Origin of the sequence: Neorhizobium petrolearium, assembly GCF_017873175.1 — a bacterium.
Taxonomy (GTDB): domain Bacteria; phylum Pseudomonadota; class Alphaproteobacteria; order Rhizobiales; family Rhizobiaceae; genus Neorhizobium; species Neorhizobium petrolearium.
Map to the genome: position 1 here is coordinate 118,992 of NZ_JAGGJW010000011.1, position 22,546 is coordinate 141,537.

General features: G+C 62.5%; 24 protein-coding genes. 9 read left to right on the forward strand and 15 right to left on the reverse strand.

Going from position 1 to position 22,546, the window contains the following annotated elements; translation table 11 throughout:
- Complete coding sequence (locus J2046_RS21105; RefSeq protein ID WP_210055282.1) at positions 1-555, reverse strand: DinB family protein; 555 nt, start codon at positions 553-555, stop codon at positions 1-3.
- A 29-nt stretch (positions 556-584) separates the two neighbouring features.
- Complete coding sequence (locus tag J2046_RS21110; RefSeq protein WP_210055283.1) at positions 585-1,394, reverse strand: methyltransferase domain-containing protein; 810 nt, start codon at positions 1,392-1,394, stop codon at positions 585-587.
- Positions 1,395-1,516: 122 nt separating this feature from the next.
- Between J2046_RS21110 and J2046_RS21115 the strand changes: the two genes are divergently transcribed.
- Positions 1,517-2,239, forward strand: a complete 723-nt coding sequence (locus J2046_RS21115; RefSeq protein ID WP_210055285.1) for a DUF2270 domain-containing protein — start codon at positions 1,517-1,519, stop codon at positions 2,237-2,239.
- Between the two features lie 21 nt (positions 2,240-2,260).
- Here J2046_RS21115 and J2046_RS21120 read toward each other — a convergent pair whose 3' ends face one another.
- From J2046_RS21120 to J2046_RS21135, 4 genes are all read right to left on the reverse strand, one after another.
- A complete protein-coding gene (locus J2046_RS21120) occupies positions 2,261-2,524 on the reverse strand; it encodes an usg protein (protein WP_411828532.1) in 264 nt (87 codons plus the stop codon).
- Positions 2,525-2,675: 151 nt separating this feature from the next.
- A complete protein-coding gene (locus J2046_RS21125) occupies positions 2,676-3,506 on the reverse strand; it encodes an ABC transporter permease (protein ID WP_210055288.1) in 831 nt (276 codons plus the stop codon).
- A complete protein-coding gene (locus J2046_RS21130) occupies positions 3,503-4,285 on the reverse strand; it encodes an ABC transporter permease (RefSeq protein ID WP_210055290.1) in 783 nt (260 codons plus the stop codon). Before J2046_RS21130 ends, J2046_RS21125 begins: the two co-directional genes overlap by 4 nt.
- Before the next feature lie 115 nt (positions 4,286-4,400).
- Positions 4,401-5,177 (reverse strand): ABC transporter substrate-binding protein, encoded by a 777-nt coding sequence (locus tag J2046_RS21135; protein ID WP_210055291.1) that lies wholly within the window; start codon positions 5,175-5,177, stop codon positions 4,401-4,403.
- Positions 5,178-5,483: 306 nt separating this feature from the next.
- Here J2046_RS21135 and J2046_RS21140 point away from each other — a divergent pair, with 306 nt between their 5' ends.
- Complete coding sequence (locus tag J2046_RS21140) at positions 5,484-7,706, forward strand: OmpA family protein (protein WP_210055293.1); 2,223 nt, start codon at positions 5,484-5,486, stop codon at positions 7,704-7,706.
- 117 nt (positions 7,707-7,823) lie between these two features.
- Here the strand turns inward: J2046_RS21140 and mobB are convergent, their stop codons facing one another.
- Genes mobB through J2046_RS21160 form a run of 4 tightly spaced genes read right to left on the reverse strand, consistent with a single transcriptional unit; the run spans position 7,824 to position 11,132 of the window.
- Positions 7,824-8,339 carry a molybdopterin-guanine dinucleotide biosynthesis protein B gene (gene mobB, locus J2046_RS21145; protein WP_210055295.1) on the reverse strand — a complete coding sequence of 172 codons (516 nt, stop codon included), beginning with the start codon at positions 8,337-8,339 and terminating at the stop codon, positions 7,824-7,826.
- A complete protein-coding gene (gene mobA, locus J2046_RS21150; RefSeq protein WP_210055297.1) occupies positions 8,336-8,962 on the reverse strand; it encodes a molybdenum cofactor guanylyltransferase MobA in 627 nt (208 codons plus the stop codon). The genes mobB and mobA overlap by 4 nt, the downstream gene beginning before the upstream one ends.
- On the reverse strand, positions 8,959-10,188 hold the full coding sequence (locus J2046_RS21155; RefSeq protein ID WP_210055299.1) for a multidrug effflux MFS transporter: 1,230 nt from the start codon (positions 10,186-10,188) through the stop codon (positions 8,959-8,961). The genes mobA and J2046_RS21155 overlap by 4 nt, the downstream gene beginning before the upstream one ends.
- A gap of 38 nt (positions 10,189-10,226) precedes the next feature.
- Complete coding sequence (locus tag J2046_RS21160) at positions 10,227-11,132, reverse strand: DMT family transporter (RefSeq protein WP_210055301.1); 906 nt, start codon at positions 11,130-11,132, stop codon at positions 10,227-10,229.
- Positions 11,133-11,412: 280 nt separating this feature from the next.
- Between J2046_RS21160 and J2046_RS21165 the strand changes: the two genes are divergently transcribed.
- Positions 11,413-13,974 carry a methyl-accepting chemotaxis protein gene (locus tag J2046_RS21165; RefSeq protein ID WP_210055303.1) on the forward strand — a complete coding sequence of 854 codons (2,562 nt, stop codon included), beginning with the start codon at positions 11,413-11,415 and terminating at the stop codon, positions 13,972-13,974.
- On the opposite strand, the gene J2046_RS21170 is transcribed toward J2046_RS21165, so the two are convergent.
- Positions 13,971-14,861 carry a LysR family transcriptional regulator gene (locus J2046_RS21170; protein ID WP_210055305.1) on the reverse strand — a complete coding sequence of 297 codons (891 nt, stop codon included), beginning with the start codon at positions 14,859-14,861 and terminating at the stop codon, positions 13,971-13,973. The two genes, J2046_RS21165 and J2046_RS21170, sit on opposite strands and share 4 nt — an antisense overlap.
- A 125-nt stretch (positions 14,862-14,986) precedes the next feature.
- Between J2046_RS21170 and J2046_RS21175 the strand changes: the two genes are divergently transcribed.
- From J2046_RS21175 to J2046_RS21185, 3 genes are read left to right on the forward strand one after another with little or no spacing between them, the layout of a single operon-like run.
- The gene (locus J2046_RS21175) at positions 14,987-16,339 is read left to right on the forward strand and encodes a lactonase family protein (protein ID WP_210055307.1); all 1,353 of its coding nucleotides are present in this window, start codon (positions 14,987-14,989) and stop codon (positions 16,337-16,339) included.
- A complete protein-coding gene (locus J2046_RS21180; protein ID WP_210055309.1) occupies positions 16,320-16,874 on the forward strand; it encodes a hypothetical protein in 555 nt (184 codons plus the stop codon). Before J2046_RS21175 ends, J2046_RS21180 begins: the two co-directional genes overlap by 20 nt.
- Positions 16,875-16,923: 49 nt before the next feature.
- Entirely contained in the window at positions 16,924-17,694 is a 771-nt protein-coding gene (locus tag J2046_RS21185; RefSeq protein WP_210055311.1) for an SDR family oxidoreductase, read from the forward strand.
- A gap of 22 nt (positions 17,695-17,716) precedes the next feature.
- On the opposite strand, the gene moaA is transcribed toward J2046_RS21185, so the two are convergent.
- On the reverse strand, positions 17,717-18,706 hold the full coding sequence (gene moaA / locus J2046_RS21190; RefSeq protein WP_210055545.1) for a GTP 3',8-cyclase MoaA: 990 nt from the start codon (positions 18,704-18,706) through the stop codon (positions 17,717-17,719).
- Between the two features lie 221 nt (positions 18,707-18,927).
- On the opposite strand from moaA, the gene J2046_RS21195 reads away from it, so the two are divergent.
- Positions 18,928-19,302: a gamma-butyrobetaine hydroxylase family protein gene (locus J2046_RS21195; RefSeq protein WP_210055312.1), complete on the forward strand. Its 375-nt coding sequence runs from the start codon at positions 18,928-18,930 to the stop codon at positions 19,300-19,302.
- 3 nt (positions 19,303-19,305) lie between these two features.
- Here J2046_RS21195 and J2046_RS21200 read toward each other — a convergent pair whose 3' ends face one another.
- Positions 19,306-19,782, reverse strand: a complete 477-nt coding sequence (locus J2046_RS21200; RefSeq protein WP_210055315.1) for a MarR family winged helix-turn-helix transcriptional regulator — start codon at positions 19,780-19,782, stop codon at positions 19,306-19,308.
- A 16-nt stretch (positions 19,783-19,798) separates the two neighbouring features.
- Entirely contained in the window at positions 19,799-20,044 is a 246-nt protein-coding gene (locus J2046_RS33930; RefSeq protein ID WP_233470185.1) for a hypothetical protein, read from the reverse strand.
- Between J2046_RS33930 and J2046_RS21205 the strand changes: the two genes are divergently transcribed.
- Complete coding sequence (locus J2046_RS21205) at positions 20,043-20,756, forward strand: alpha/beta fold hydrolase (protein WP_233470186.1); 714 nt, start codon at positions 20,043-20,045, stop codon at positions 20,754-20,756. The two genes, J2046_RS33930 and J2046_RS21205, sit on opposite strands and share 2 nt — an antisense overlap.
- A 66-nt stretch (positions 20,757-20,822) precedes the next feature.
- Complete coding sequence (locus J2046_RS21210; protein WP_210055319.1) at positions 20,823-21,431, forward strand: pyridoxamine 5'-phosphate oxidase family protein; 609 nt, start codon at positions 20,823-20,825, stop codon at positions 21,429-21,431.
- Positions 21,432-21,465: 34 nt separating this feature from the next.
- Here the strand turns inward: J2046_RS21210 and J2046_RS21215 are convergent, their stop codons facing one another.
- On the reverse strand, positions 21,466-22,536 hold the full coding sequence (locus J2046_RS21215) for a GGDEF domain-containing protein (RefSeq protein ID WP_210055321.1): 1,071 nt from the start codon (positions 22,534-22,536) through the stop codon (positions 21,466-21,468).
- Between the last annotated feature and the right edge of the window lie 10 nt (positions 22,537-22,546).

Consider the following 22,546-nt stretch of genomic DNA (forward strand, 5'->3'; position numbering starts at 1 on the left):
TCAACTCCAGATCATGGCTTCGGTGAAACCGAGTTCGGCAAAATCCTGTTTTCGCAATTGTTCCTCGTCGGCGGCGAAAAACTCATCAAGCTGCGGCGGAGGGATGGATGTTCCCGACAGCATGGCGTGAACCTGGCCGCGGTGATGAATCTGGTGCTGGAAGAGATGCAGCAACACGCGATCGGTGTTCTCCACCTGCACATGGGTCTCGCGCGGGATGCGAACCTCTTGTGTGAGCGTCTCTGCATCGAGGCCACGACAGTGATCGATGAGACGTCGGTCGGCGGCTCGCTGCTCGCGTTCCAAATCAGCGAAGAAGGGGAAAGGGATTTCCGGATCGAAGGCCGCCGCACCTATGCAGTTGCCCTCGAGTGCACTGATATAAAGCCAGTCGACCGTCAGGATATGGTTCAGCGTATGGATGATCGACGGAAAGAAGCTGACGCGCTTTGCGGCGACTTCTTCCGGCGAAAGCCGGCTACAGGCTTTCAGGAGCCGGTGGTTGGCCCAGGCATTGTTATAGGCCTGCGCGAGAAGATAGCGCTGCGGGCTCATCGCGATTCCTCCCTCTGTCGGCGGGAAAACTAACCCCTCAACCGCGCAATGACCAGATGGCCCGGGCTCGGATGCCCGTCCTGCATGCGTACGTTGATCTCCGAAATCTCGACGATCTCGAAGCCGGTGTCGGCGAGCCGCGTGCGGATATAGGCTTCCGAATGAAGGAAGCGCTGGTGCGGCCCGACGACATAGGGCCGACCGTCGGATGGCGGCAGCGTTTCGGACGAGAAGGCGAAGATGCCGCCGGCAACCATGTTCTCCGCCGCGCCGAAGAAGAGCGGTTCGAGTGCGCCGAGATAGGGAAGTACGTCCGTGGCGGTTACGAGATCGAACGGTTCGTCGTCGTTATCTTCGAGAAAATCCTCGACTTCCGCGACGTAGAGCGTCTCGTAAAGATCCTTCTCATGGGCGATCTCGACCATGTTCTCGGAAAGGTCGATGCCGGTGATATCGTCGACCATGTCGCGCAGCGTGCCGCCGGTCAAGCCGGTGCCACAGCCGAGATCGAGCATGCGTTTGAAAGGCCCGAGCTCCAATGCCTGCAGGCGCTGGCGCACCATGACCGGCACGGCGTAACCGAGCTGTTCGACCAGGATGTCCTCGAAGCTTCCTGCATGCTGGTCGAAGAGGGTTTCGACATAGGCGTCCGGCGCCTTTGGTGGCGTCTCGCCACGGCCCATGGCGGCGATGCGAACGGCAGCCCCGCCGTGGTCTTCCGGATCGATCTCCAGCACCTGTCTGTACGCGTTCACGGCGGCGTCGACGTCGCCCGCCTTTTCCAGCGCGAGCGCCCGGTTATAGGCCTCTGCCAGCGCTTCCTCGTCGATCTTCTTCATGGTCGCATTCCTCGTTTGGCAGCGGCTTTAAGCCGCCAGCCGCCGTTTGTCCATGAGACGGAACGGCGTGCCGGTTTGTTCGTTGAAAGATAAAGCAAATAAAACCTTGGGAGGAAAGGATCATGGCCGCGGTTGAGGAGCCGAGTGTACTGGAGAAAAATGTCGAGCGGCGGGCGCCCATGCTGCCGATTACGTCCGGCGAAAAGGCCAATATGATCATCCACTACTACCGCGGCGAGCTGGGCCGGATGACGAGCTGGCGCGACCGCATCGACCGCACCTCCAACTGGGCGATCACAATGGTGGCGGCGCTCTTGTCGATCTCGCTGTCGACGCCGACTTCCCATCACGGCGTGGTGATCTTCGCCATGCTGCTGGTATCGCTGCTTCTGCTGATCGAGGCGCGGCGCTACCGCTTCTTCGACGTCTACCGCGCCAGGGTGCGCAAGCTGGAGCGGCACTATTTCGCACAGGCGCTCGATCCGCAGGCCGATCTCAGGCCGGATTGGGCGGCGGGCATCGCCGGAAGCCTGCGCAATCCTCGCTTCATCATCAGCTATCGTGAGGCGCTGTTCCGGCGTATCCGACGCAACTACGTCTGGATGTACCTCATCCTGCTGTTCGCATGGTTCCTGAAGATATCGACGCCCAAGCTCCTGCCTGATCAACCGGCGACAGATGGCGTCTTTACGGTGTCCGAGGCGGTGCAGAACGCAGCGCTTGGGCCGCTGCCGGGATGGAGCGTGACGATGGTCGTCGCACTTTTCTACGGCGCCATCCTATATGCCGCCATGCATCGCGAACCCGACGAGGGCGAATTCGCCCACGGCGAGGTGCATGTCTAGGCCTCAGGCGTCCGCGCTCCGTCAGTGGACCACGATCTCTCCCTTGACCGAGCGCCACTCGCTGGCCGAGATCAGCTTGCGGTGGACGTAGCGGACCGAATGCAGCGGTCCGTCGAGCTTCTCCTGCCAGAACTTCAGGAAATCCTTCATGGCAGGAAAATCAGGCGCGAGATCGTAGTCCTGCCAGACATAGCTTTGCAGCAGCACGGGGTGATCGGGCAGGCGGTATAAAATCTGCGCCGTGGTAAGGCCATAGCCCTTCAGCATCATTTCCATTTCAGACATCAGCAGTTCCCATTTCTTGTTTTCCGGATGACGCTTTCACGCCACCCGACAAGGGGAGCATGCCACGGTTAACCGAGGCTTTACAATTGCTTCATAAGGAGGTATTCGTGAAAATATTCAATGTGTTAGCAGCGAATTTCGGCGAGTGCTGCTAACGTTTCAGATGGCGTGTCAGGCGGGCTTCGAGGAAGGCCCAGACGTGCCGCAACGCCTCGACGATGGCAAGATAGAAGATCGCCGCCCAGAGATAGGCCTGGTAGTCAAAGGTGCGCGAGAAGGCATAACGCGTCTCGCCCATCAGGTCGTAGACGGTGACGATGGCGACAACGGCCGAGCCTTTCATCATCAGCACGATCTCGTTGCCATAGGGGCGGAGTGCCACGATGAGCGCCTGCGGCAGGATGATCTTGCGGAAGGCGATGTATTTCGAAATGCCGAGTGCCGCCGCACCCTCATGCTGGCCGCGCGGCACACTCTCGATTGCGCCGCGCAGGATTTCCGCCTGATAGGCGGCGGTGTTGAGTACGAATGAGAAGAGGCCGCAATACCAGGCCTCGCGGAAGAACCACCAGAGACCGACGGCCTCCAGTTGCGGGCGGAAACTGCCGAGCCCGTAATAGATCAGGAAGAGCTGGGCAAGCAGCGGCGTGCTTCGGAAGACATAGACATAGGCATAGGCGATGCCGTTCAGGAAGCGGTTCTTCGACATGCGCGCAAAAGCGATCGGCAACGACAGGATCGCGCCGAGGATGACGGCAAGCCCGACCAGCGAGATAGTCACCCACAGGCCATGGAGATAGCGCGGCCCGTAGCGCAGGAATTTGGCCTGATCCCAACCGCTGACGACCATGCCGGCGAGTGCGACGGCCAGCAGCACCCAGACGGCAAGAACGGCTATGCCGGCGATCCTGGCGGCTCCGAGTTTTCGTTTCACGGCCGCGGGTGCAGGCTGAGGCGGGATGAGTTCCGTAACGGCGGTCATCGGCTGATCCCTGAACGTTTGGCCCAGCGCTCGACGAAGCCGAGGCCAAAGGACGAAATCATCGCGAGGATCAGGTAAAGCATGCAGGCGATGACATAGAAGAAGAAAGCCTCCTTGCTGACGCGCGCGGCGATGCCCGTCTGGCGCAGGATATCGGCAAGCCCGATGACCGAGACGTAGGACGTGTCCTTCAAAAGGATCAGCCAGAGATTGGTGAGGCCCGGAAGGGCGATGCGGATGAGCTGTGGCAGGATGACAAGCCGCATGGTGCGCCAGCGGCGCAGGCCGAGAGCGTCGCCCGCCTCGTACTGTCCGCGCGGGATCGCCCGGAAGGCCGACAGCAGCACCTCGGACGAATAGGAGGAGAAGACGACCGCCAGCGCCGCCATGCCGGCCAGGAAGGCGTTGATCTCGATACGCCCTTCGTAGCCGAGGGAGGAAAGCACCGACTGGATCAGGATCTGCAGGCCGTAATAGACGATGAAGAGGGTGAGGAGTTCCGGCAGGCCGCGGAAGATCGTCGTATAGATGCCGGCGGCAAGCCTCAGCAGCTTTTCCTCGGATTGCGCCGCAAGCGCGATCAGAAAGCCGATCACGAGCCCGACAGGAAGCGTGGCAAGCGCCAACGAGATCGTCACCTTGACACCAAAAGCGATTTCGTCGCCCCAGCCGGCTTCACCACAGGCGACAAGCGTGCCCGAACCGAACAGTGAAAAAAGGCCGATAGGACCGCAAAGCGGATCGAGCGCGCCAAAGAGGGCGGAAAAGAATCCGCTCATAAGGTCGTTTTCCCCCGCGGCCTCTGTCGCGCCGCTGATGTTATGCTGGTTTCATTAAAAAGAAAAACGGCGGAAGGGCAAGCCTTCCGCCGGATTGTCAGGCCTATTCAGACGATTACTTGTCGCCGTAAACGTCGAAATCGAAATATTTGTCGTTGATTTCCTTGTACTTGCCGTTGGCGCGGATCGCGGCGATCGCCGCCGTGAACTTGTCGGCCAGCGCGGTTTCGCCCTTGCGCACCGCAACACCGGCGCCTGCGCCGTTGATCTCCGGATCGATCGGCAGGGGCGAAAGGATCTTGCAGCAGTTGCCGGCATCCGACTTCAGCCATTCGGAGAGCACGACGATATCGTCGATGACGGCGTCGATACGGCCGTTGGCAATGTCGAGCTTGTATTCGTCAGCCGTCGGATAGAGCTTCAGCTCGGAATCCGGCATGTGCTTTTCAGCATAGTTGGAGTGGGTGGTCGACCCTTGCGCACCGATCGTCTTGCCCTTGAGGCCGGCCACGTCCTTGATCGGCGAATCTTTCGGCACGGCGATCGCCGGCGGCGTGTTGTAATATTTCTTGGAGAAGGTGACCTGTTCCTCGCGCTCCGGCGTGATCGACATGGAGGCGATGATCGCGTCGAATTTCTTCGACTGCAGTGCCGGAATGATGCCGTCCCAGTCATTGGTGACGAAGGTGCAGGTGACCTTCATCTCCTCGCAGAGCGCCTTGGCGATATCGACGTCAAAGCCGGTGAGCTCGCCGTTGGCTTCGAGATTGTTGAAGGGGGGATAGGCGCCTTCCGTGCCGATCACGAGCTTTTCCTGGGCGATCGCCGAGCCGGCGAAGAGCGACAGCGCGGCGATCGAAGCGGCGGCGAAGAAGCGGGTGGAGATATTCATGATGATCCTCTCTGTTGGCAGCGCCGACGGCATGGTTCATCTTGTTTTGCCGTCAGGAGCGGGGCGCTTCGCCCCCTCTGGATTTTATAGATACCGGCTCGGACGAAATTGCAACGGCATTTTACGTGCACGTTCACTTGCCGCTGAAACATGAACAACACATTCACGCGAGGTTCAGACCGGCTGGCACAGCCTTAAACGGAACCATCTCCGGCTGGATAGCATTCAGCCGAAGCGTAAGTCCGCCTGAAAAAAGGCAATAAAGGACGCGTGAAAGGGATAGCACCCCGAGAAGAGGAAATGTCCATGTCGAGGAAATTCAGACTGTTCGCCAGCGTCGCAGCGCCCTTCGTTTCGCTGCCGCTGATGATGCAGCCGGCGGCGGCCATGCCGCCGAAACCCATGATCGAGGCCGGTCAGATGCCGGGCATCATCAAGATCCAGGAAGAAGATCCGCTGCTGTTGAGGAAGCGGCGGCAGCAGCAGGAAGGCGAAGGCGGCGGAGAGCAGCAGCGGCCGCGGCGCGAGCAGGGCGGTGACCGCGAGCAGGGTGGTGCCGAACGGCGACAGGCGCCGCGCGCCCAGCAGCAGGAAGAGCAACAGCCGCGGCGCCAGCGTCAGGCGGAGCCGGAAGCCCCCCGCGAAGCCGCACCGCGCCGTGAACCTCAGGCGGAACGGCCGGCTGCGGAAGCACCGGCAGAGCGTCCGCAGCGCCGCCAGCAGCAGGCCGACCAGGACCAGGGTGGCGCAGAACGTCTGCTGCGTCGTCAGCAACAGCAGACCGGACAGGGCGAGGGCGGCGAGCGCCAACAGCGCCGGGACCGCCAGCGCGGACAGGCGGCTCCGGAGACCGAGCGGTCGACAACGAGAGAAGCCCAGCCGCAGCGCGAGATTGCACCGGAAGGCGGTGACCGCCAGCAGCGCCGCAATGCCCAGGATCGCAAGGCGACCCCCACGGAAAATCAGGCTGAAACCCCGACACCCCGGCCCCGTGCGCGAGACCGTGCGGCGACGCCTGAAACTGCCCCGGAGGCGCCGGCCCGCCGCAATGCCCAGGATCAGAGATCCGGCCAGGATTCCGGCAGAGGTACTGCACAGGACACGCGTCCCCGGCCGCCGGCAAGGGAAAGCCAGACCACCGAGGAGCAACCTGCCCGGGGCGAACAGCCGCGCCGTCAGACAACGGAAGGCCAGCCGCCGCTGCCGCCCCGGGGAGAGACCCCGCGCGACCAGGCCAGCCCGGTCCGACCGGCTCCCGGCGAGCCGCTGGACGAACAGCAACAGGCCCGGCCCGAACCGCCGCGCACACCCGAGCAGATCGAACGGGCCCGTCAGATCGCGCGCGACCCGTCTTCGGCGCGTGAGGGCGAGCAGATCGTGCTGCCGGTCGAGAACGGTGCTGCAGTGCTTGACAGCGCCAAGGAACAGCCGCGACCGCTCCGCGAAGGCGAGCGGCCACGCCGCCGGCCAGCTCCTCAGCAGACCGAGCAGCAACTCGCCCCGCCCAAGTCCGACGCCGAGGCTCAGTCCGGCACGACGTTCAGCCGTGAGCAGGAAGAGCAGGTTCGCGCCATGATCGAGGAACGCGGCGAACGGCTCGACCGGCGTCCGCGATTCGACCGGCCGCAAGGCTGGGAGTTCCGTGAGGAGGTCAGCCGCGACAGGGACCGCGATCGGGATCGCGACGGCGCGCGGACGATCATTTCGATCGACAACCAGACCTTCGTCCGCCATGACGACAGCCGTCGCTTCTACGTCGACGGCCGGGAGCCGGAATATGAGCGCCTGCGCGACGGCCGGGTACGCGAAGTCTTCATCCGCGATGACGGCACCCGTATCGTCACGATCCGCAACCGTTACGGCGAGATCGTCCAGCGGTCGCGCATCGTGCGGGGCGGGAATGAATATGTTCTCTATTATGCGCCGGAACTGATGGCCGAGCGTCGCGACCGCGACTATGTCTGGCGCGATCCGGGTTATGACCTGCCACCAATGCGGCTCACGGTGCCGATCGAGAACTATATCATCGACACCTCGAGCGAGCCGGACCGGGATTATTACGAGTTTCTCGAACAGCCGCCGGTCGAACGGGTCGAGCGCGTCTATTCACTGGATGAAGTCCGCTATTCGGCCCGTATCCGTGACAAGGTGCCACGCATCGACCTCGATACGATCACCTTCGCGACCGGAAGTGCCGAGATTCCGATGAACCAGGCGAGTTCGCTGCGCCGGGTCGCCGAGGCGATGAACCGGGTGCTGGAGGAAGACCCGTCCGAAACCTTCCTGATCGAGGGCCATACGGATGCGGTCGGCTCGGACGAGAGCAATCTCATCCTCTCCGATGAGCGCGCGGAATCGGTTGCCCGGGTACTCACCGACGCCTTCGGCATTCCGCCGGAAAACCTGGCGACCCAGGGTTATGGCGAACGTTACCTCAAGGTTCGGACAGACGGTCCGAACCAGGAGAACCGCCGCGTCACCATCCGCCGCATCACGCCGCTGGTGAAGCCGGTCGCCTCGAACCAGTAAGGGTTTCTGCTGCCCCGAGACAAAGCCGCCGGAGCGATCCGGCGGCTCAGCTTGTCCTCGTCCTCGGGTTGAACCCGAGGATGGGAATGACGAGTGAGCGGTCGGCACGCAGGTTTTTCATTGTCTGGGAAGTTCCATCACCGTCACGATGAAATCGGCGATTGCCGCCGTGTCGTCGAGGTCGAAGACCGGCAGAGCCGTGTCCGTCACCGGATGGTCGGCTGCGATGGCGACGATATGCGGATCGTTTGGCGAAAGCGGGTCGCGGCTTTTCGATTCGAGGCGCCGGGTCTCGATTTTCGGAACCAGTTCCCGCTTGTAGCCTTCGATCAGGACCAGATCGCAAGGCTCCAGCCGGGCCAGGATATCGTCCAGGCGCGGCTCCGACTCCTCGCGCAGTTCGTGCATGATGGCAAAGCGCCTGTCGGAGACGATCGCCACCTCGCACGCACCGGCCTCGCGATGACGGAATGAATCGGCGCCCGGCTTGTCGATGTCGAAATCATGGTGGGCATGCTTGATCGTCGAGATCCGGTAGCCACGGCGGGTAAGTTCGGCGACGAGCCGCACCGTCAATCCGGTCTTGCCGGAATTCTTCCAGCCGGAAATGCCGAAGACACGGGGAGAGCTCATTGAAGAACCTCCGCGAAACGCCGGGCCTCTTCGAGATCTTCCGGTGTGTTGATGTTGAAGAAAGGATCGAGCAGGCCGTGAAGTGTCTCGATCCGCGGGAATTCGATGGTCACTACCCGGTGACGCTGCAGGAAAGCCTTGATGCGTCGGTTTTGCGGATCGGCGAGCCAGGTTTCGAGATCGTCGGCGATCGAGATCGGCCAGAGCCCGAAAACCGGGTGACTGCGTCCGTCCGAAGCGGTGATGACAATCGCATCCGGATCGTCGGTTCCAGCTTGAAGGCGGCTGACCAGATCAGTCGGCACGAAGGGGCCGTCCGACGGTACGGTCAGGAGATGAGTTGCAGAGATGCCGCGGGTCTCCACGTCGCGCAGACCGGCAAGAACGCCCGCGAGCGGTCCTGGCTGATCGGCGAGCTTGTCCGGGATGAGGCGTAGCCCGAGCGGGTTGGGGAAATCGTCGTACGCATTGAGCGTGATCCCCGAAACCTGGGGTGAGAGCCGCCGCACGATATGGCTGAGAATGGTGTCGCCGCCGATCTCCAGAAGCGTCTTGACGGAACCCATGCGGCTCGATTTGCCGCCGGCGAGGATCAGGCCGGGGGGGAGCGCGGGGCCGGTCATCGATCGGCATCCCGGGTTTCGATCGCACCTTCGCGAAGGTCGATCCGACGAACATACGCGGTCGCGGCGAGCGCGAACAATGTCGAGATGCCCATTACCACGAGGAGCGGTATCGCCCCGCCTTCCTCTTTCAGCACCGCCGCTGCAAGCGTCGAGAGAGCAGCGCCGCCGCCGACCGTGATCGCGCCGCCGAGGCCCGAGGCGGACCCGGCAAGATGCGGTCTCACGCTGACGATGCCGGCATTCGAGCTCGGAAGCGTCAACCCGTTGCCGACGCCGGTCAGCGCCAGCGGCGCGAAGAAGGCGGTTGCCGACGCGACATCTCCGAGAAGAATGGCGGCGGTAATGCAGACGCCGATCAGGCTGACGACGCTGCCGGAGATCATCATGGTCATTGTGCCGAAGCGCCGGGTATAACGTCCAGAGATGAAATTGCCGACCATGTAACCGGCGGCGATGAGGAAGAACTGCACGCCGAGCATGGTGGGCGTGAGATGGTAGATCGCCGTGCCGACGAAGGGCGCCCCGCCGAGGAAGGAGAAGAAGACGCCGGAGGAGAAGGTCGAGGTGAGCGTATAGCCCCAGAAGCGGCGCGACCGGAAAAGGTCCGGCCAGCTTTTAAACTGCGCCGTGAAGCTCGCCGCCGGCGCGCGGTTTGTCTCGCCGAGGTCGACGGAGACAAGCACCAGGGTGATGAGCCCGAGTCCCAATATGAGGACGAAATTCGCTTCCCAGCCGAACAGGTCGCTGAGCGTGCCGCCAATCGTCGGCGCGATCATCGGCACCAGCGACATGCCCATGGTGACATAGGCGATCATCGAGGCGGCGCTCTCCATCGGCACCGTGTCGCGGATGATGGCGCGCGGCAGCACGAAACCGGCGACGACCGCCGTCTGCAGCATTCTCCCGAACATGAAAACGGTGACATTCGGCGCGGCGAGGCAGATCAGCGTGCCGACGAGCAGGATGAGGATGCTGCCGATCATCACGCGGCGGCGGCCGAAAATATCGGAAAGCGGCCCGAGCACGAGCTGGAGCAATGCTGTGCCGGCGATATAGCCGGAAACGGCGAGCTGCATGACGGCATAGTCTGTGCCGAAATGGATCGCCATGGCCGAAAGAGACGGAAGGAAGACATTGAGCGATAGCGCTCCAAGACCTGCGCAGACGACCAGCGTCAGGATATGGGGCGGGGTCTGTCTGTCCAGAAATCGGCTTTGCTGCACGTCGTCCTTCCTCTCGTCAAACTGCTTTCCGGCGTCCGTCAGGCCGGCGGTGCCACGCTTGCCTTTTCCGCTACAGGACTCCGCCGCTTGCGTTCACGGTAGAAGGTGTAGAGGCCGGAGCCGATGACGATGGCAGCACCGGTGAGCATATAGGCATTGGGATGCTCTCCGAACAGGAAGATGCCGATCACCAATGCCCAGAGCAGGCCGGTATAACGGAAGGGGGCGATGAAGGAGATTTCGCCGACGCGCATGGCCTTGATGACCGCCTGATATCCGGCGAAGACGAGGACGGAGGCAAGCGCCAGATAACCGAGCGTGGGGGTGCTGATCGGCTGCCAGCCGCCCATCGGCGCGATCAGGATCACGCCGACGACGGTGTTGGCAAACGACGTGAAGAGAGTGACGGTGAGTGTCGGAATATCCGCGGTGATCCGCCTTGTCGTGAGATCGCGGCTTGCCGTGAAGAAGCAGGCGGCGACGGCGAGCAGGGCAGCCGGCGTGAAGCCTTCCGGACCGGGCCGAATGATCAGGAGGACACCGAGGAAACCGACGGAAATCGCCGTCCAGCGCCGCCAGCCGACCGGTTCACCCAGGAAAAGGGCCGCCCCCAAGGTCACGGCAAGCGGCAGCGACTGCATGATTGAGGATGCGGCAGCGAATTCGATATGGGCCAGCGCCGAGAGGAAGGTGAGGGTGGCACCAATCTCGAAAAAGGTGCGCAGCAGTACCAGCGGATGCATGACCATCTTGAGAGACAGGGTGACGCCGAGGTAACGCGCGACACAGTAGATGAGCGCGGTCGCCATGACACCGCGTACCGCCATGATCTGGGCGACGCCGAGTTCGGACGTGATCGATTTGACTATGGCATCGTTACAGGTGAAAGCCGCCATGGCGAGCGCCATGAAGAGCGCTCCCCGCGAGTTTTCCGACGATGCCATTCCCGATTCCCTCCGGTATCGAGCGCTTCTCTTAAAGCAACGGCTTACCTGTCGCCAGCCCGATCATGCGCCGGGCGGTACTCTTTTGAGTAGAGTTAGAGGGAGGCTAATATGCAATGGGATGTGGCAAAGCGATTTGTAAGGGTGCCGAATTAACCCTTGTTCAACTGAATTTGTCGACTGTAGGCGAAATCATTCCCGCATGAGGCTGGAATCATGCCGTTACCGTTTCGCGAATGCCGCTGGCGCGAAACCGGCGCCAGGTTGCCGTGGGGGAAAAATGTCTTTCATCGATCGTCTTCTTCAGAGCCGAAGGATTGTCACCAAGGTCCTTCTTTTTGTGGTGCCGCTGGTCCTGCTGATCGCCGGCATCGGCCTTGCCGGTTATTACACCGCGAGCATGCTGAACGGACACATGACCGTGACGCGCGCGACAATCGACAATATCGGCGATTTCGAAAACCTCCAGGCAGTGCTTCAGGATTTCACAAGCAAGCCTGACGACGCATCCCTGGCTGCCGTTCAGGCTGGCATCGACAGGCAGGCGAGCGGCGTGGACGTGCTGGAAGGCCTGCTTGTCACCGATGGCGATCGCGAGCGCGTCGCCGTCGTGTCCGGCCTTGCCCCGAAGCTGCGTGCCGATACGGAGGCTCTCTGGGCCATCAAGCAGAAGCGCGATCAGAATGCGGCGGCACTGGATTACAACGTCGAAGATATCCGCACCATCGCGACCGGGGTTGCCGATCAGGTTGCCAACGTCCGCAAGCAGTTCGAGGGCAAGGAAAAGTTCGCCAAGGGCATGGTGCTCGAAGCCTATGCCTACAAGGCGATCGCCGAACAGATCGGCGAACTTCGCAACAATGTTCGCGGGACTGGCACGGATGACGGCACGATCGGTACCGCCGACATGTATCTCGGCATCCTGGCCAAGACCTTCGAGGAGGTGCAGCCCATGCTGACGCCGAACGGGGTCAAGCAGCTGAAGCCGATCCGTGACGCGATCGATGAGATGACCGCGCTTCTCAAGAGCGACCAGCCGGTGCCGCAGAAGGCGCAGGCGATCAGGCTCGCCGCAAGCGCATTCATGAAATACCAGTCGGAGATGGAGGCCGAGGTCACGAACAAGGCCGGCAATGCGGCTTCACGCTTCGCCAGCATCGAGGGAGAAGTCGCCAGCTTGCGCACGCTTCTCGATCGCAGCGCAGAATCGCTGCGCCTCATCGACGCAATGGAGCTCTATGTCGAGCGTCTGCGCGCCACCCAGACCGAAGAGGCACGCCAGACCGTCCTCGATGTCATGGAGAAGCTGAGCCAGGCAAGCGCCGAGGTTTCCGAACTCGCCCGCAATCCGGCCATGCGCGAGTTTGCGCCCATGCTGCAGCCGCGGCTTAAGTCTATGGAGGACGATACGGCCCAGCTTCTGGCGATCGCCGCCGAATGGAGCAAGGCCCGCACCACGGCGACGGAAACCCTGACGGCCGGCATGGCGGGCCTCAAGAACTTCGTCGCACAGGCTCAGGAAGTCGGCAAGGAGGACAGCGAACGTTCAGCCCAGCTTTCTGTCGTCGCCATGGTGGTTGGTACGCTGCTTGCGATCGCCGGCGGCCTGATGCTGGTCGAAACGCTGCGTGGTCCGCTGCGCCGCGTCACCGAGGTGATGAAGCGACTTGCCGCCGGCGATCTCGAAGTGAGGATCGAAGGTCGTGAACGTGGCGACGAAATCGGCGACATGGTCCGGTCGGTCACCGTCTTCCGAGATGCGGCGCTCGAGAATGTCCGCCTGGAGCAGGAAGCCGCCGCGGCGCGTGACCTCTCCAATGCCGAGGCCGAACGCCGCGCCACCGAACGCGCCCGGATCGCCGCTGAACAGCGTCAGGCGCTGACGGCACTGTCCGACGTGCTCGGCCAGCTCGCCGAGGGCGACCTGGAGCGCAGCATGGACGAGAACCTGCCGGAAGACTTCATCGAAATGGCACGCACCTACAATCAGGCCGTCGAGGCGCTCCGTGCGACGCTGGCCGATGTCCGCTCGACCGCCGAAGAGATCGATGGCGGCACGGGCAATCTTGCCTCCTCCGCCGACGATCTGGCCCGCCGTACCGAACAGCAGGCGGCGGCGCTGGAGGAAAGCTCGCGGGCGCTGAGGCATCTGAGCGACATCGTCCGCTCGACGGCCGAAAGCGCCAGGCAGACTTCGGTCTCGGTGAACGAGACGGAAGAGTTCGCCGTTCGCTCCGGCGAGGTCGTGGCCCGTGCGGTCGACGCCATGGGCGAGATCAGTCGCTCCTCCGACAAAATCGCGACGATCATCGGTGTGATCGACGAGATCGCCTTCCAGACCAACCTGCTTGCATTGAATGCCGGCGTCGAGGCGGCGCGTGCAGGCGATGCCGGCCGCGGCTTCGCGGTCGTGGCGCAGGAAGTACGCGAACTGGCGCAGCGCTGTGCAGGTGCCGCGCGCGAGATCAAGGGTCTCATTTCGGCGAGCTCGGATCAGGTCAGCAACGGCGTGCATCTCGTCGAGGAAACGGGCACGGCGCTGACCGAGATCATCTCGCACATCACCGATGTCCGCAAACTGGTCGCCGAGATTTCCGCGGCGGCCGGGGAGCAGTCGACGGGTATCAACGAGGTGACTAAGGCTGTGCAGGAAGTGGAACTCATCACCCAGCGCAACGCCGCCATGGTCGAGGAGAACAATGCCGAGATCCACGGCCTGCGCCGCCGCGTGGAAATCCTGTCTGAGAAGATCGAGCGCTTCAAGACGCGCGATCCTAACGTCTCGTTCCACGCCGGAGCCTACGAGCGCCGGGCGGACATGCGCCATAGCGACGCCGCCTAGGCACTCTTTCCGATCAGGGCGGCGACCGTTTCGAGGAAACGCTCTCCGCTCGCCGAAAGCGCCGGCTTCAACCAGGACGCCGCCATGGGCAACGATGGCGGCGTCGGCGTGACCGGGCGGTAGCTGACGCCCGGACGGGGCAGGCGGGAAAGTCCCGCGGTCACGAAACCCGTGCCGACGCCGGCGGCGACCAGCCCGGCGAGCGTCGTCATGGGTGTTACTTCCTGAACAATATGCGGGCTGATGCCTTCCACCTGAAAGAGCGCGATGACGCGATCGTAGATGCTGGGGCCGATGCCGCGCGGTGCGATCAGCAGCGGTTCCTCCGCAAGATCGGCAATCCGGATCTCGGCCCGCGACGCGAGCGGGTGGCCGGAGGGCAGGGCGAGTACGAGGGGTTCATCGGGCAGGCCGCGGATCGCAAGGTCCGGATTGGCGAGCGGCGGATGCAGGACGGCAAGATCGATCGTTCCGGTCATCAGCGCCGTTTCAAGCGATGGCGAATTCATCTCGAAGAGCTCGACCTCCACCTGCGGATATTGGTGGCGAAAAGCCCGTACCGCCTCAGGCAGGACACCGTAGAAGGCGATCACGGTGAAGCCCAGCCGCAGCCGGCCAACTTCGCCGCGCATGGCTCGAAGAGCCTGTTGCTTGGCCACCTTGGCGTTCTCGATCGCCCGACGAGCCGGTTCGAGGAACGCCTGGCCGGCAGGCGTGAGAGTAACGCTGCGGCGATCACGGGCAAAAAGATCCGTGCCGACTTCGAATTCCAGCGCGCGGATGCGCTGGCTGAGCGACGGCTGGGTGAGGTGCAGCCGCTCAGCCGCCCGGCGGAAGTGCAGTTCCTCGGCGACGGCGACGAAGCAGGCCATCGAGCGGATATCCATCATGACTCCTGATGCGGATTGCCTATCACAGATCGTTATATTCCGATTGGAAAGCAATCAGAGTGATCCCTATCCTCTTCAAAGACAAGGGCTTTGTCCTTGCAGCGAAGGAAGGAATCTGGATCATGAAGATATCGCATCCTATAGGCAGCACGGCTGTCGCGCTGGCTCTCGGCATAAGCGGCGCAGGCAAAGTGTCGGCGCAATCCGCCGACATCCTTGGCGCGATTTCAGCCGGTCGGGTTGTCACAATATCCGATGGCGACTTTGTTGCCGGGATCTATGGCAGTTCGATCCTGGCCCCGAAGGAGGCCGGGTACAGGGATATGCTGACCGTTCTTTCCATTGCCGACGGCCGCGTGTCGAAAAGCACGCTGCCGATCTCGAATTCGGTGACCGCAGCGCCGGAGGTCCTTGCACTGGCGCCGGATGGGCACACCGCTTTCGTGGCGGAACGTCTCGGTGAAAGGTCGGAAGGGGGCACGACGGTCAGGGACCTGCCGCCCGGCAACCGCCTGTTCGCAGTCGATCTTTCCCACATCGCCGATCCGAGATCCGCTGACACGGTCGAAGTCGGCACTCATCCCGAAGCGCTGGCGGTAAGCCCGGACGGACAGTACATCGCCGTTGTGTCCAATACCGCCGAGGCAAGCCTGCTGCAGATCGTCGAGTTCACAGGCGGCAGGTTCGGCAAGGTCAGCCGTACCGATCTCGCCGGCCTGGGGATCATCGGCTCGGCCGAGACACCACGCGGAGGGGTAACGGCAACGAATGTGCACTGGCACCCCACGGGACGATTCCTTGCGGTGAACATCAACACGCAGGATCGCGTGGCTTTCTTTGAATTTTCAGATGGCGAATCAGGGCCGGCGCTGCAGCCCTGGGGCAATGTGGTTGACGTCGGCAAGGATCCCTTTGTCGGGCGCTTCACCCCGGACGGGCGGCACTATCTGACCTCGAACTGGGGTCGCGATTTTTCCGCAACGACCCTCGACGGACGCATCCCCACGACGCCCTCGACCATGAGTGTCATACGCCTTGCCGATCCGGAAGCCGGCGAGGCCCGTCACGAGCATTTGATGGCCGTGGAAACCGGCAATTCAGCGGAGGGCATGGCCGTGAGCCCGGACGGTCGCTTCGTGGCAACCATCAACATGCGCGCAACCGCCTTTCCGCCTGGATCGCCACGCCATCTGCGCGAGGCGACAGTCTCGCTGCTGACGTTCGATGCGGATACCGGCAGGCTGGAAAAGGCCGGTGACTATCCGTTCGAGGGCGTGCTTCCCGAAGGTGGGACTTTCGACCTCACGGGCGACCATCTGCTGGCGATGGTGTTCGAAGGGCATCCAGGCGCCGGGCCGGATGCCGGGGCAGGGCTGGAGGTTTTCAGGGTATTGAAGGGGGAGGCTCCTTCGCTGGAAAGGATCGGGCGGGTCGCCTTGCCGCATGGAGTTCATCATGTCGTTCTTTCGCGATGAACGGCCGGCGCGATCGGCGGTCATGTTGACGGCTGTCACGGGGTTTTTCTCCGCGATGGCCGCGGTCTTCGCGGTTGCCGCAGACAATCTCGGTGACGGCTTTACCCGCTATGCCCGGGTCGACCGGCCGGATGGGAGCTATCGCAACATGCTGGTCGACAATGCTTCGCTTGCCGCGCTGCGTGAACGCAAGCCCGCAGAGGAGATGATGATCCTGATGGAGAGCTTTTCAGGCGACGAGCTGACAGCCATCTTCGTCAAGCGTCGCGACGCGGACCGCTGGACCTATGGTTCGATCAGGCCGGGCGAAGGTATCGAGGCATTCCGGCCGAGCCCGCCATGTGCGACCTGTCATCGAGCCGCCGGCGCGGGCGACGGCATGTTCACCTGGACAATGCTGGAGGGTTTCGTAAAGACCGGGGACGTTCAGCGGACCTTCTGCGACCGGTCGGGCCGCTCGCCCTGCAGCCCGGATGTCTACGCGCAGACATCGCGTTCACGCGAGGCAGGAAACGGGTGGCCGAAGGTGCCCTGATCTGAAATTTGGATGCCGCATTAATGCAAACAGCAAAGCGGAGATCCCCATGAGAATCCTTGCAGGGAAGATTGCAATCGTCACCGGCGCGAGCGCCGGCATAGGCCGGGCCGCGGCAAGGCTTTTTGCCGATGAGGGCGCGCGTGTGGTCGTCACGGCTCGGCGGAGCGAACTGCTCGGCATGTTGGTCGAGGAAATCGAGGCAGGAGGCGGCAGCGCCGTGGCCGTCGCAGGTGACATCCGCGACGAGGATCTGCATCGGCGTTTGGTTGAAACCGCGGTGGAACGCTTCGGCGGGCTCGACATCGCCTTCAACAATGCGGGCGGCACGGTCGGTTACGGGCCGATGACGGAGACATCGACGGACGACTGGCGCGCCACGCTGGAGCTCAATCTCACAAGCGGCTTTCTCGCCGCGAAATACCAAGCGCCGGCGATGATGGCACGCGGCAGCGGCTCGATGATCTTCACGTCCACATTCGTCGGTCACAGTGCCGGCATGCCGGGCATGGGCGCCTATGCAGCGGCGAAGGCCGGGCTTACGGGCCTGGTGCAGGTATTGGCGGCGGAACTCGGACCCCATAACGTTCGGGTCAACGCGCTGCTGCCGGGCGGGGTGGATACGGATGCCAATCCGATCAATTTTCCCGGAGCGCTTCCGGAGACAGTCCACTTCATCAACGGCCTGCATGCGCTGAAACGCGTTGCCCAGCCGGAGGAGATCGCGAAAGCCGCCTTGTTTCTGGGGTCCGACATGTCAAGCTTCGTGACGGGGGCCTCGATGCTCGCGGACGGCGGCGTATCGATCAGTCGGACGTGAGGAAGAGAAACGCTGACCGTTTCTAACCGCCCGTGACGCTCATGTGGCGGGCGACGGCGGGCTTTCTGTGCTGGCGGTCGATGATGAAGTCGTGGCCCTTCGGCTTGCGCGAGATCGCTTCGTCGATCGCAGCATAGAGATATTCGTCGCTCTCGGAAGCGCGCAGCGCCGTGCGGAGATCGGCAGCATCGTTCTGGCCGAGGCACATGTAGAGCGTACCCGTGCAGGTCAACCGGACGCGGTTGCAGCTCTCGCAGAAATTATGGGTCATCGGGGTGATGAAGCCAAGCCGCCCGCCGGTTTCCTTCACCTCGACATAGCGGGCAGGGCCGCCGGTCTTGTAGGGGATATCGGCAAGAGTGAACTCACCTTCCAGATCGGCCCGCAGCTCTGAAAGCGGCAGATAGTGGTCGGTGCGGTCTTCCTCGATCTCGCCCATCGGCATGGTTTCGATCACCGTCAGGTCCATGCCGCGGCCGTGCGCGAAGCGGATCATTTCAGGGATTTCGTCCGCATTGAGGTCCTTGAGCGCCACGGCATTGAGCTTGATCTTGAGGCCCGCTTTCTGTGCGGCGTCGATGCCTTCCATGACCTTGCTGAAATCGCCCCAGCGGGTGATCGCCTTGAATTTCGCCGGGTCGAGCGTGTCGAGCGAGACGTTGATGCGGCGTACGCCGCAATCGTAGAGCTCATCGGCATGGCGGGCGAGCTGCGACCCGTTCGTGGTGACCGTCAGTTCGTCGAGCGCGCCGGAATGCACGTGGCGGCCAAGCTCACGCACAAGGAACATGATGTTCTTGCGCACCAGCGGTTCGCCGCCCGTAAGACGAATCTTGCGGACGCCCTTGGAAATGAAGGCGGAACAGAGTCGATTCAGCTCCTCCAGCGTCAGCAGGTCCTTCTTTGGCAGGAAGGTCATGTTTTCCGCCATGCAATAGGTGCAGCGGAAATCACAGCGGTCGGTCACCGAGACGCGCAGATAGCTGACAGTGCGGCCGAACGGATCGATCATCGGCGCCTTGCCGGCAACCAATGGCGTTGCACCTTCAACCTGCCCTGCGAAACCGTTCACGTGATGATCTCCCTTTCGCCGAACGTGGGGATTTTGAACCTTCGCGTCAAGTGTATGACAGTCTGCCCGGCAAGAACAGGGGCGAGCAGAAAACAGCTTGCAGCCGGCCGGTGAAGCTCATAATCCATGCGGCGGATGCACGACAAGGCGGAGGTTTCACGATGAGCGATATCTGGCCGACGGAACTCAGGGTCTCGAAGGACCGCCGCACGATGAATATCACCTTCAGCGACGGCGCGGCCTTTCCGCTGCCTGCCGAAACGATGCGGGTCCTGTCGCCTTCCGCCGAGGTCCAGGGCCACGGCCCGGGGCAGAAGGTGACGGTGCCGGGCAAGCGGAATGTCGAGATCCGGACCATCACGCCGACCGGCAATTACGCAGTGCGCATCGCCTTCGATGACGGGCATGACAGCGGCATCTTCACCTGGTCCTATCTGCGGGAACTCGGAGAACGCGGTGCCGAGCTGTTTGCCGGCTACGAGCGCGACCTGGCCGAAAAAGGACTAAGCCGCGATCCGCCGCAACGGTCGCGCTGATCGTCAGGCCGACTCGCTTTCCTCGACATTCTCCGCCTGCAGCGCGAGAACGATCTTTTCCATCGACTCCGCCATGGCATGGCATTGCTCGATCGGCGTCGTGGAAAGGGACCGTTCGATGAGGGCGGTCTGGATCGCCATCGCCTCCTCGGCGACATTGCGGCCCTCCGGCGTAAGGTAGAGGCGCAGCACGCGCTTGTCCTTCGCGTCGCCGCGCCGCTCGATCAGGCCGCGCTTTTCCATCTGCGGCAGCGTCATGCTCATGTTGGAGCGACCGACGAGCAGTTTGCGCGCCAGTTCCTGCTGCGAGATCCCCTCGAAACGGTAGAGATTGACGAGGATATCGAGATGCGGCGGCTTGATGTCCAGGCTCGCGAGCTCGCGCGTCAGCACACTCTGCATGAGCTGGCAGGCGCGCGCCACGGCCACCCAGCTTCGAAAACGAGGATGGTCCCAGGGGAGGGGTTGATTTTTGTTCATTCTTGTACTTTATTGTTCAACATTGAACATTATGGGATTTCCTCACTATGCCAAATTTTGCACTGAAGGTCATCCGTTTCACGCTTTCCTCCCTAGGAAGGCCCTTTCCAGAGACTTCGGCAAAGCTCGCCTTCGCGCTTTTTTGCCGTACGCCATCGCGCCGCCCCAGGGGAGAGAAGGCGAAGGCTGCGGAGGCGGAGGGGCGAAGGAGGCTTGCAACAGCAAAGAAGATGTCGTTCGCGCTCGGGAAATCGACCGTCATGGCCTATCGTTTCCGTGGCGATGACAGGCCGGAAAGGCCGCGTTACCTGGTGGTGCATGGCTGGGGTTCCAGCGCCGCCTATATTTCCGCTCTGCCATCGGGGCTCGCCGAAACCGGCGCCGAAATCATCGTGCTCGACTTGCCCGGGCATGGGCTGTCGAGCGGCCGCAGTCTCAACATGCGCCAGGCGGTCGATGCGGTCGTGGAGGCGGAGCGGCGTTTCGGCCGTTTCGATGCGGCGATCGGCCATTCTTTCGGCGGTGCTGCCCTGATGCTGGCGGCCGGTGGGGTGATGAAGGGCGCGGGTGCGATCCATCCTTCCAAACTGGTGGTCATCGGCGCTCCGAGCCATATCCATTGGCTGTTCGACGAATTTTCACGAATGATCGGGCTCACGCCGCGCGTCAAGGGACAGTTGATCAGGCGGGCGGAGCAGGTGGCCGGTGCCTCGCTCGACGATTTTGATACGGTCGCAGCAGCAGCACGGCGCAGCACGCCTCTGCTGGTTGTGCATGCGGAGGAAGACAAGGAGGTCGCAGCCGACCACGCCCGCCGTTTTGACGGCCTTGCGACGGCGCGGCTTCATTGGGCAAATGGGCTAGGCCATCGCCGTATCGTCAGCGATCGTGGCGTCATCGAAACGATAGCCTCGTTCCTTTCGGAAAATGGCAGGTCCGTGCATGAAGCCTCGGGTGGCGACGCGGCCGCTTGATCGGCAGAATCTGTCATCTTACTGTCGCCTGCGCCGGTTAGGGCCGACGATGCAAAGGGGCGAAGCATGACCATCATCACATCCGTCGAGGAATTGAAGGCAATCTACGACGGCGTGTCGGAGGCTTCGCTCGTCAAGGTGACCAAGGTCCTGACGCCGGAATACCGCCGGATGATCGAGGCCTCGCCTTTCCTGGCGCTCGCGACCGTCGGGCCGGAGGGGCTCGATTGTTCACCGCGCGGTGACCTGGGTGGCGCGGTGCGTGTTCAGGACGAGGCGACGCTGCTTCTGCCCGACTGGCGCGGCAATAACCGCATCGATTCGCTTATCAACATCGTCCGCGATCCGCGTGTGGCATTGATGTTCCTGGTCCCCGGCTCGAACACGGCGATGCGCATCAACGGCCATGCCGTGGTGTCGGTGGAGCCGGCACTGCTCAACAGCTTCGAGATGGACGGCAGACATCCGCGCAGCGTCACGGTCATCACCGTCAACGAGGTCTATTTCCAGTGCGCCCGGGCGCTGATACGCGCCGAACTCTGGAATCCCGAACGTTTCGTCGATCCGAAGAGCCTGCCGACGCCCGGCACGCTTCTGCAAGCCGCCAAGGCCGATTTCGACAAGGAAGCCTACGACCGTGAATGGCCGGCTCGCGCTGCCAAGACCATGTGGTGAGTTGGTTCGGATCGAGCCGGCGTTCCTGAAGATTTCAATTCTTGTAGATCAGCCAGCCCTTGCCGACATAATCCTTCTTCATGCCCTCCTCGAAGAAGATCGCGCGGTTACGGCCGGTATTCTTGGCATGATAGAGGGCGGTATCGGCATTGGCATAGAGCACGCCCGGGTCATCGGCCTGCGAGCCCATTGCAAAACCGAGCGAAATGGTGATCGGGCCGTAATCGACGCCGGAACGCGAATTGCGGAAGGTGCGGGTTTCAAGCGCCCGCCGGATCCGCTCGCAGATGATCATGACCTCATCCGGTGTGTTGCCCTCGACGATCATGGCGAATTCCTCGCCGCCGGAGCGGGCGACGAAGACATCCTTGCGGACGTTCGAGCGGATCACCGAGGCGACGGTGGCGAGAATCTTGTCGCCGACCGGATGGCCGAAGCTGTCGTTGATCTTCTTGAAATTGTCGATATCGGCGAGCACCAGCGCGGTGAGCGGCAGCACAACAGGATGATTGTAGACCCCGGCAAGCCGTTCGTCGAAGGCCCGGCGATTGGCAATGCGCGTCAGCGAATCGGTGTTGGCGATACGCTTGTACTCATCAAGCTCACGGCGGACCTGATCCATCTCCTGCGAACGCTGCACGACGCCCCCGGCGGTCATTTCACCATGGGCAATCGTCGTGCCCGTCGCTTCGCTGAGAAGTGAGATGGCGCTGCTCAGGAGATCGACCGAGAAATTGCTTTTGGAACTGATCCGCTGGGCGGTTTCGCCCAGCAGCTTGCTGTAGCTCTCCAGCGAACTTTGCTCCTGGCGCAGAAGCTTCAGAAGCGAGTCGAGCTCACCCACGAGCTTGGCATGTGCATTCTCGATGACGACAGCCTGACCTGTTCCGAGATGGCGATGGGATAGCTCGTCCAGCTCCTCCTGGGTTGCCCGGTTTCCGAGCGCGGCAAGTTCCCGGGTCAAGTCAGGATTGGAGCCGATATAGGCTTCGTAGAAGAGTTGGTAGTTGCGTGGGATCGGCGCGACGCCCATCGACCGCACAGCATAGATGATCTGACCGATCAGATCGCTAGATTGCGCCTTCGGCGCCATTGCCGTCGTCATCGACGATCCC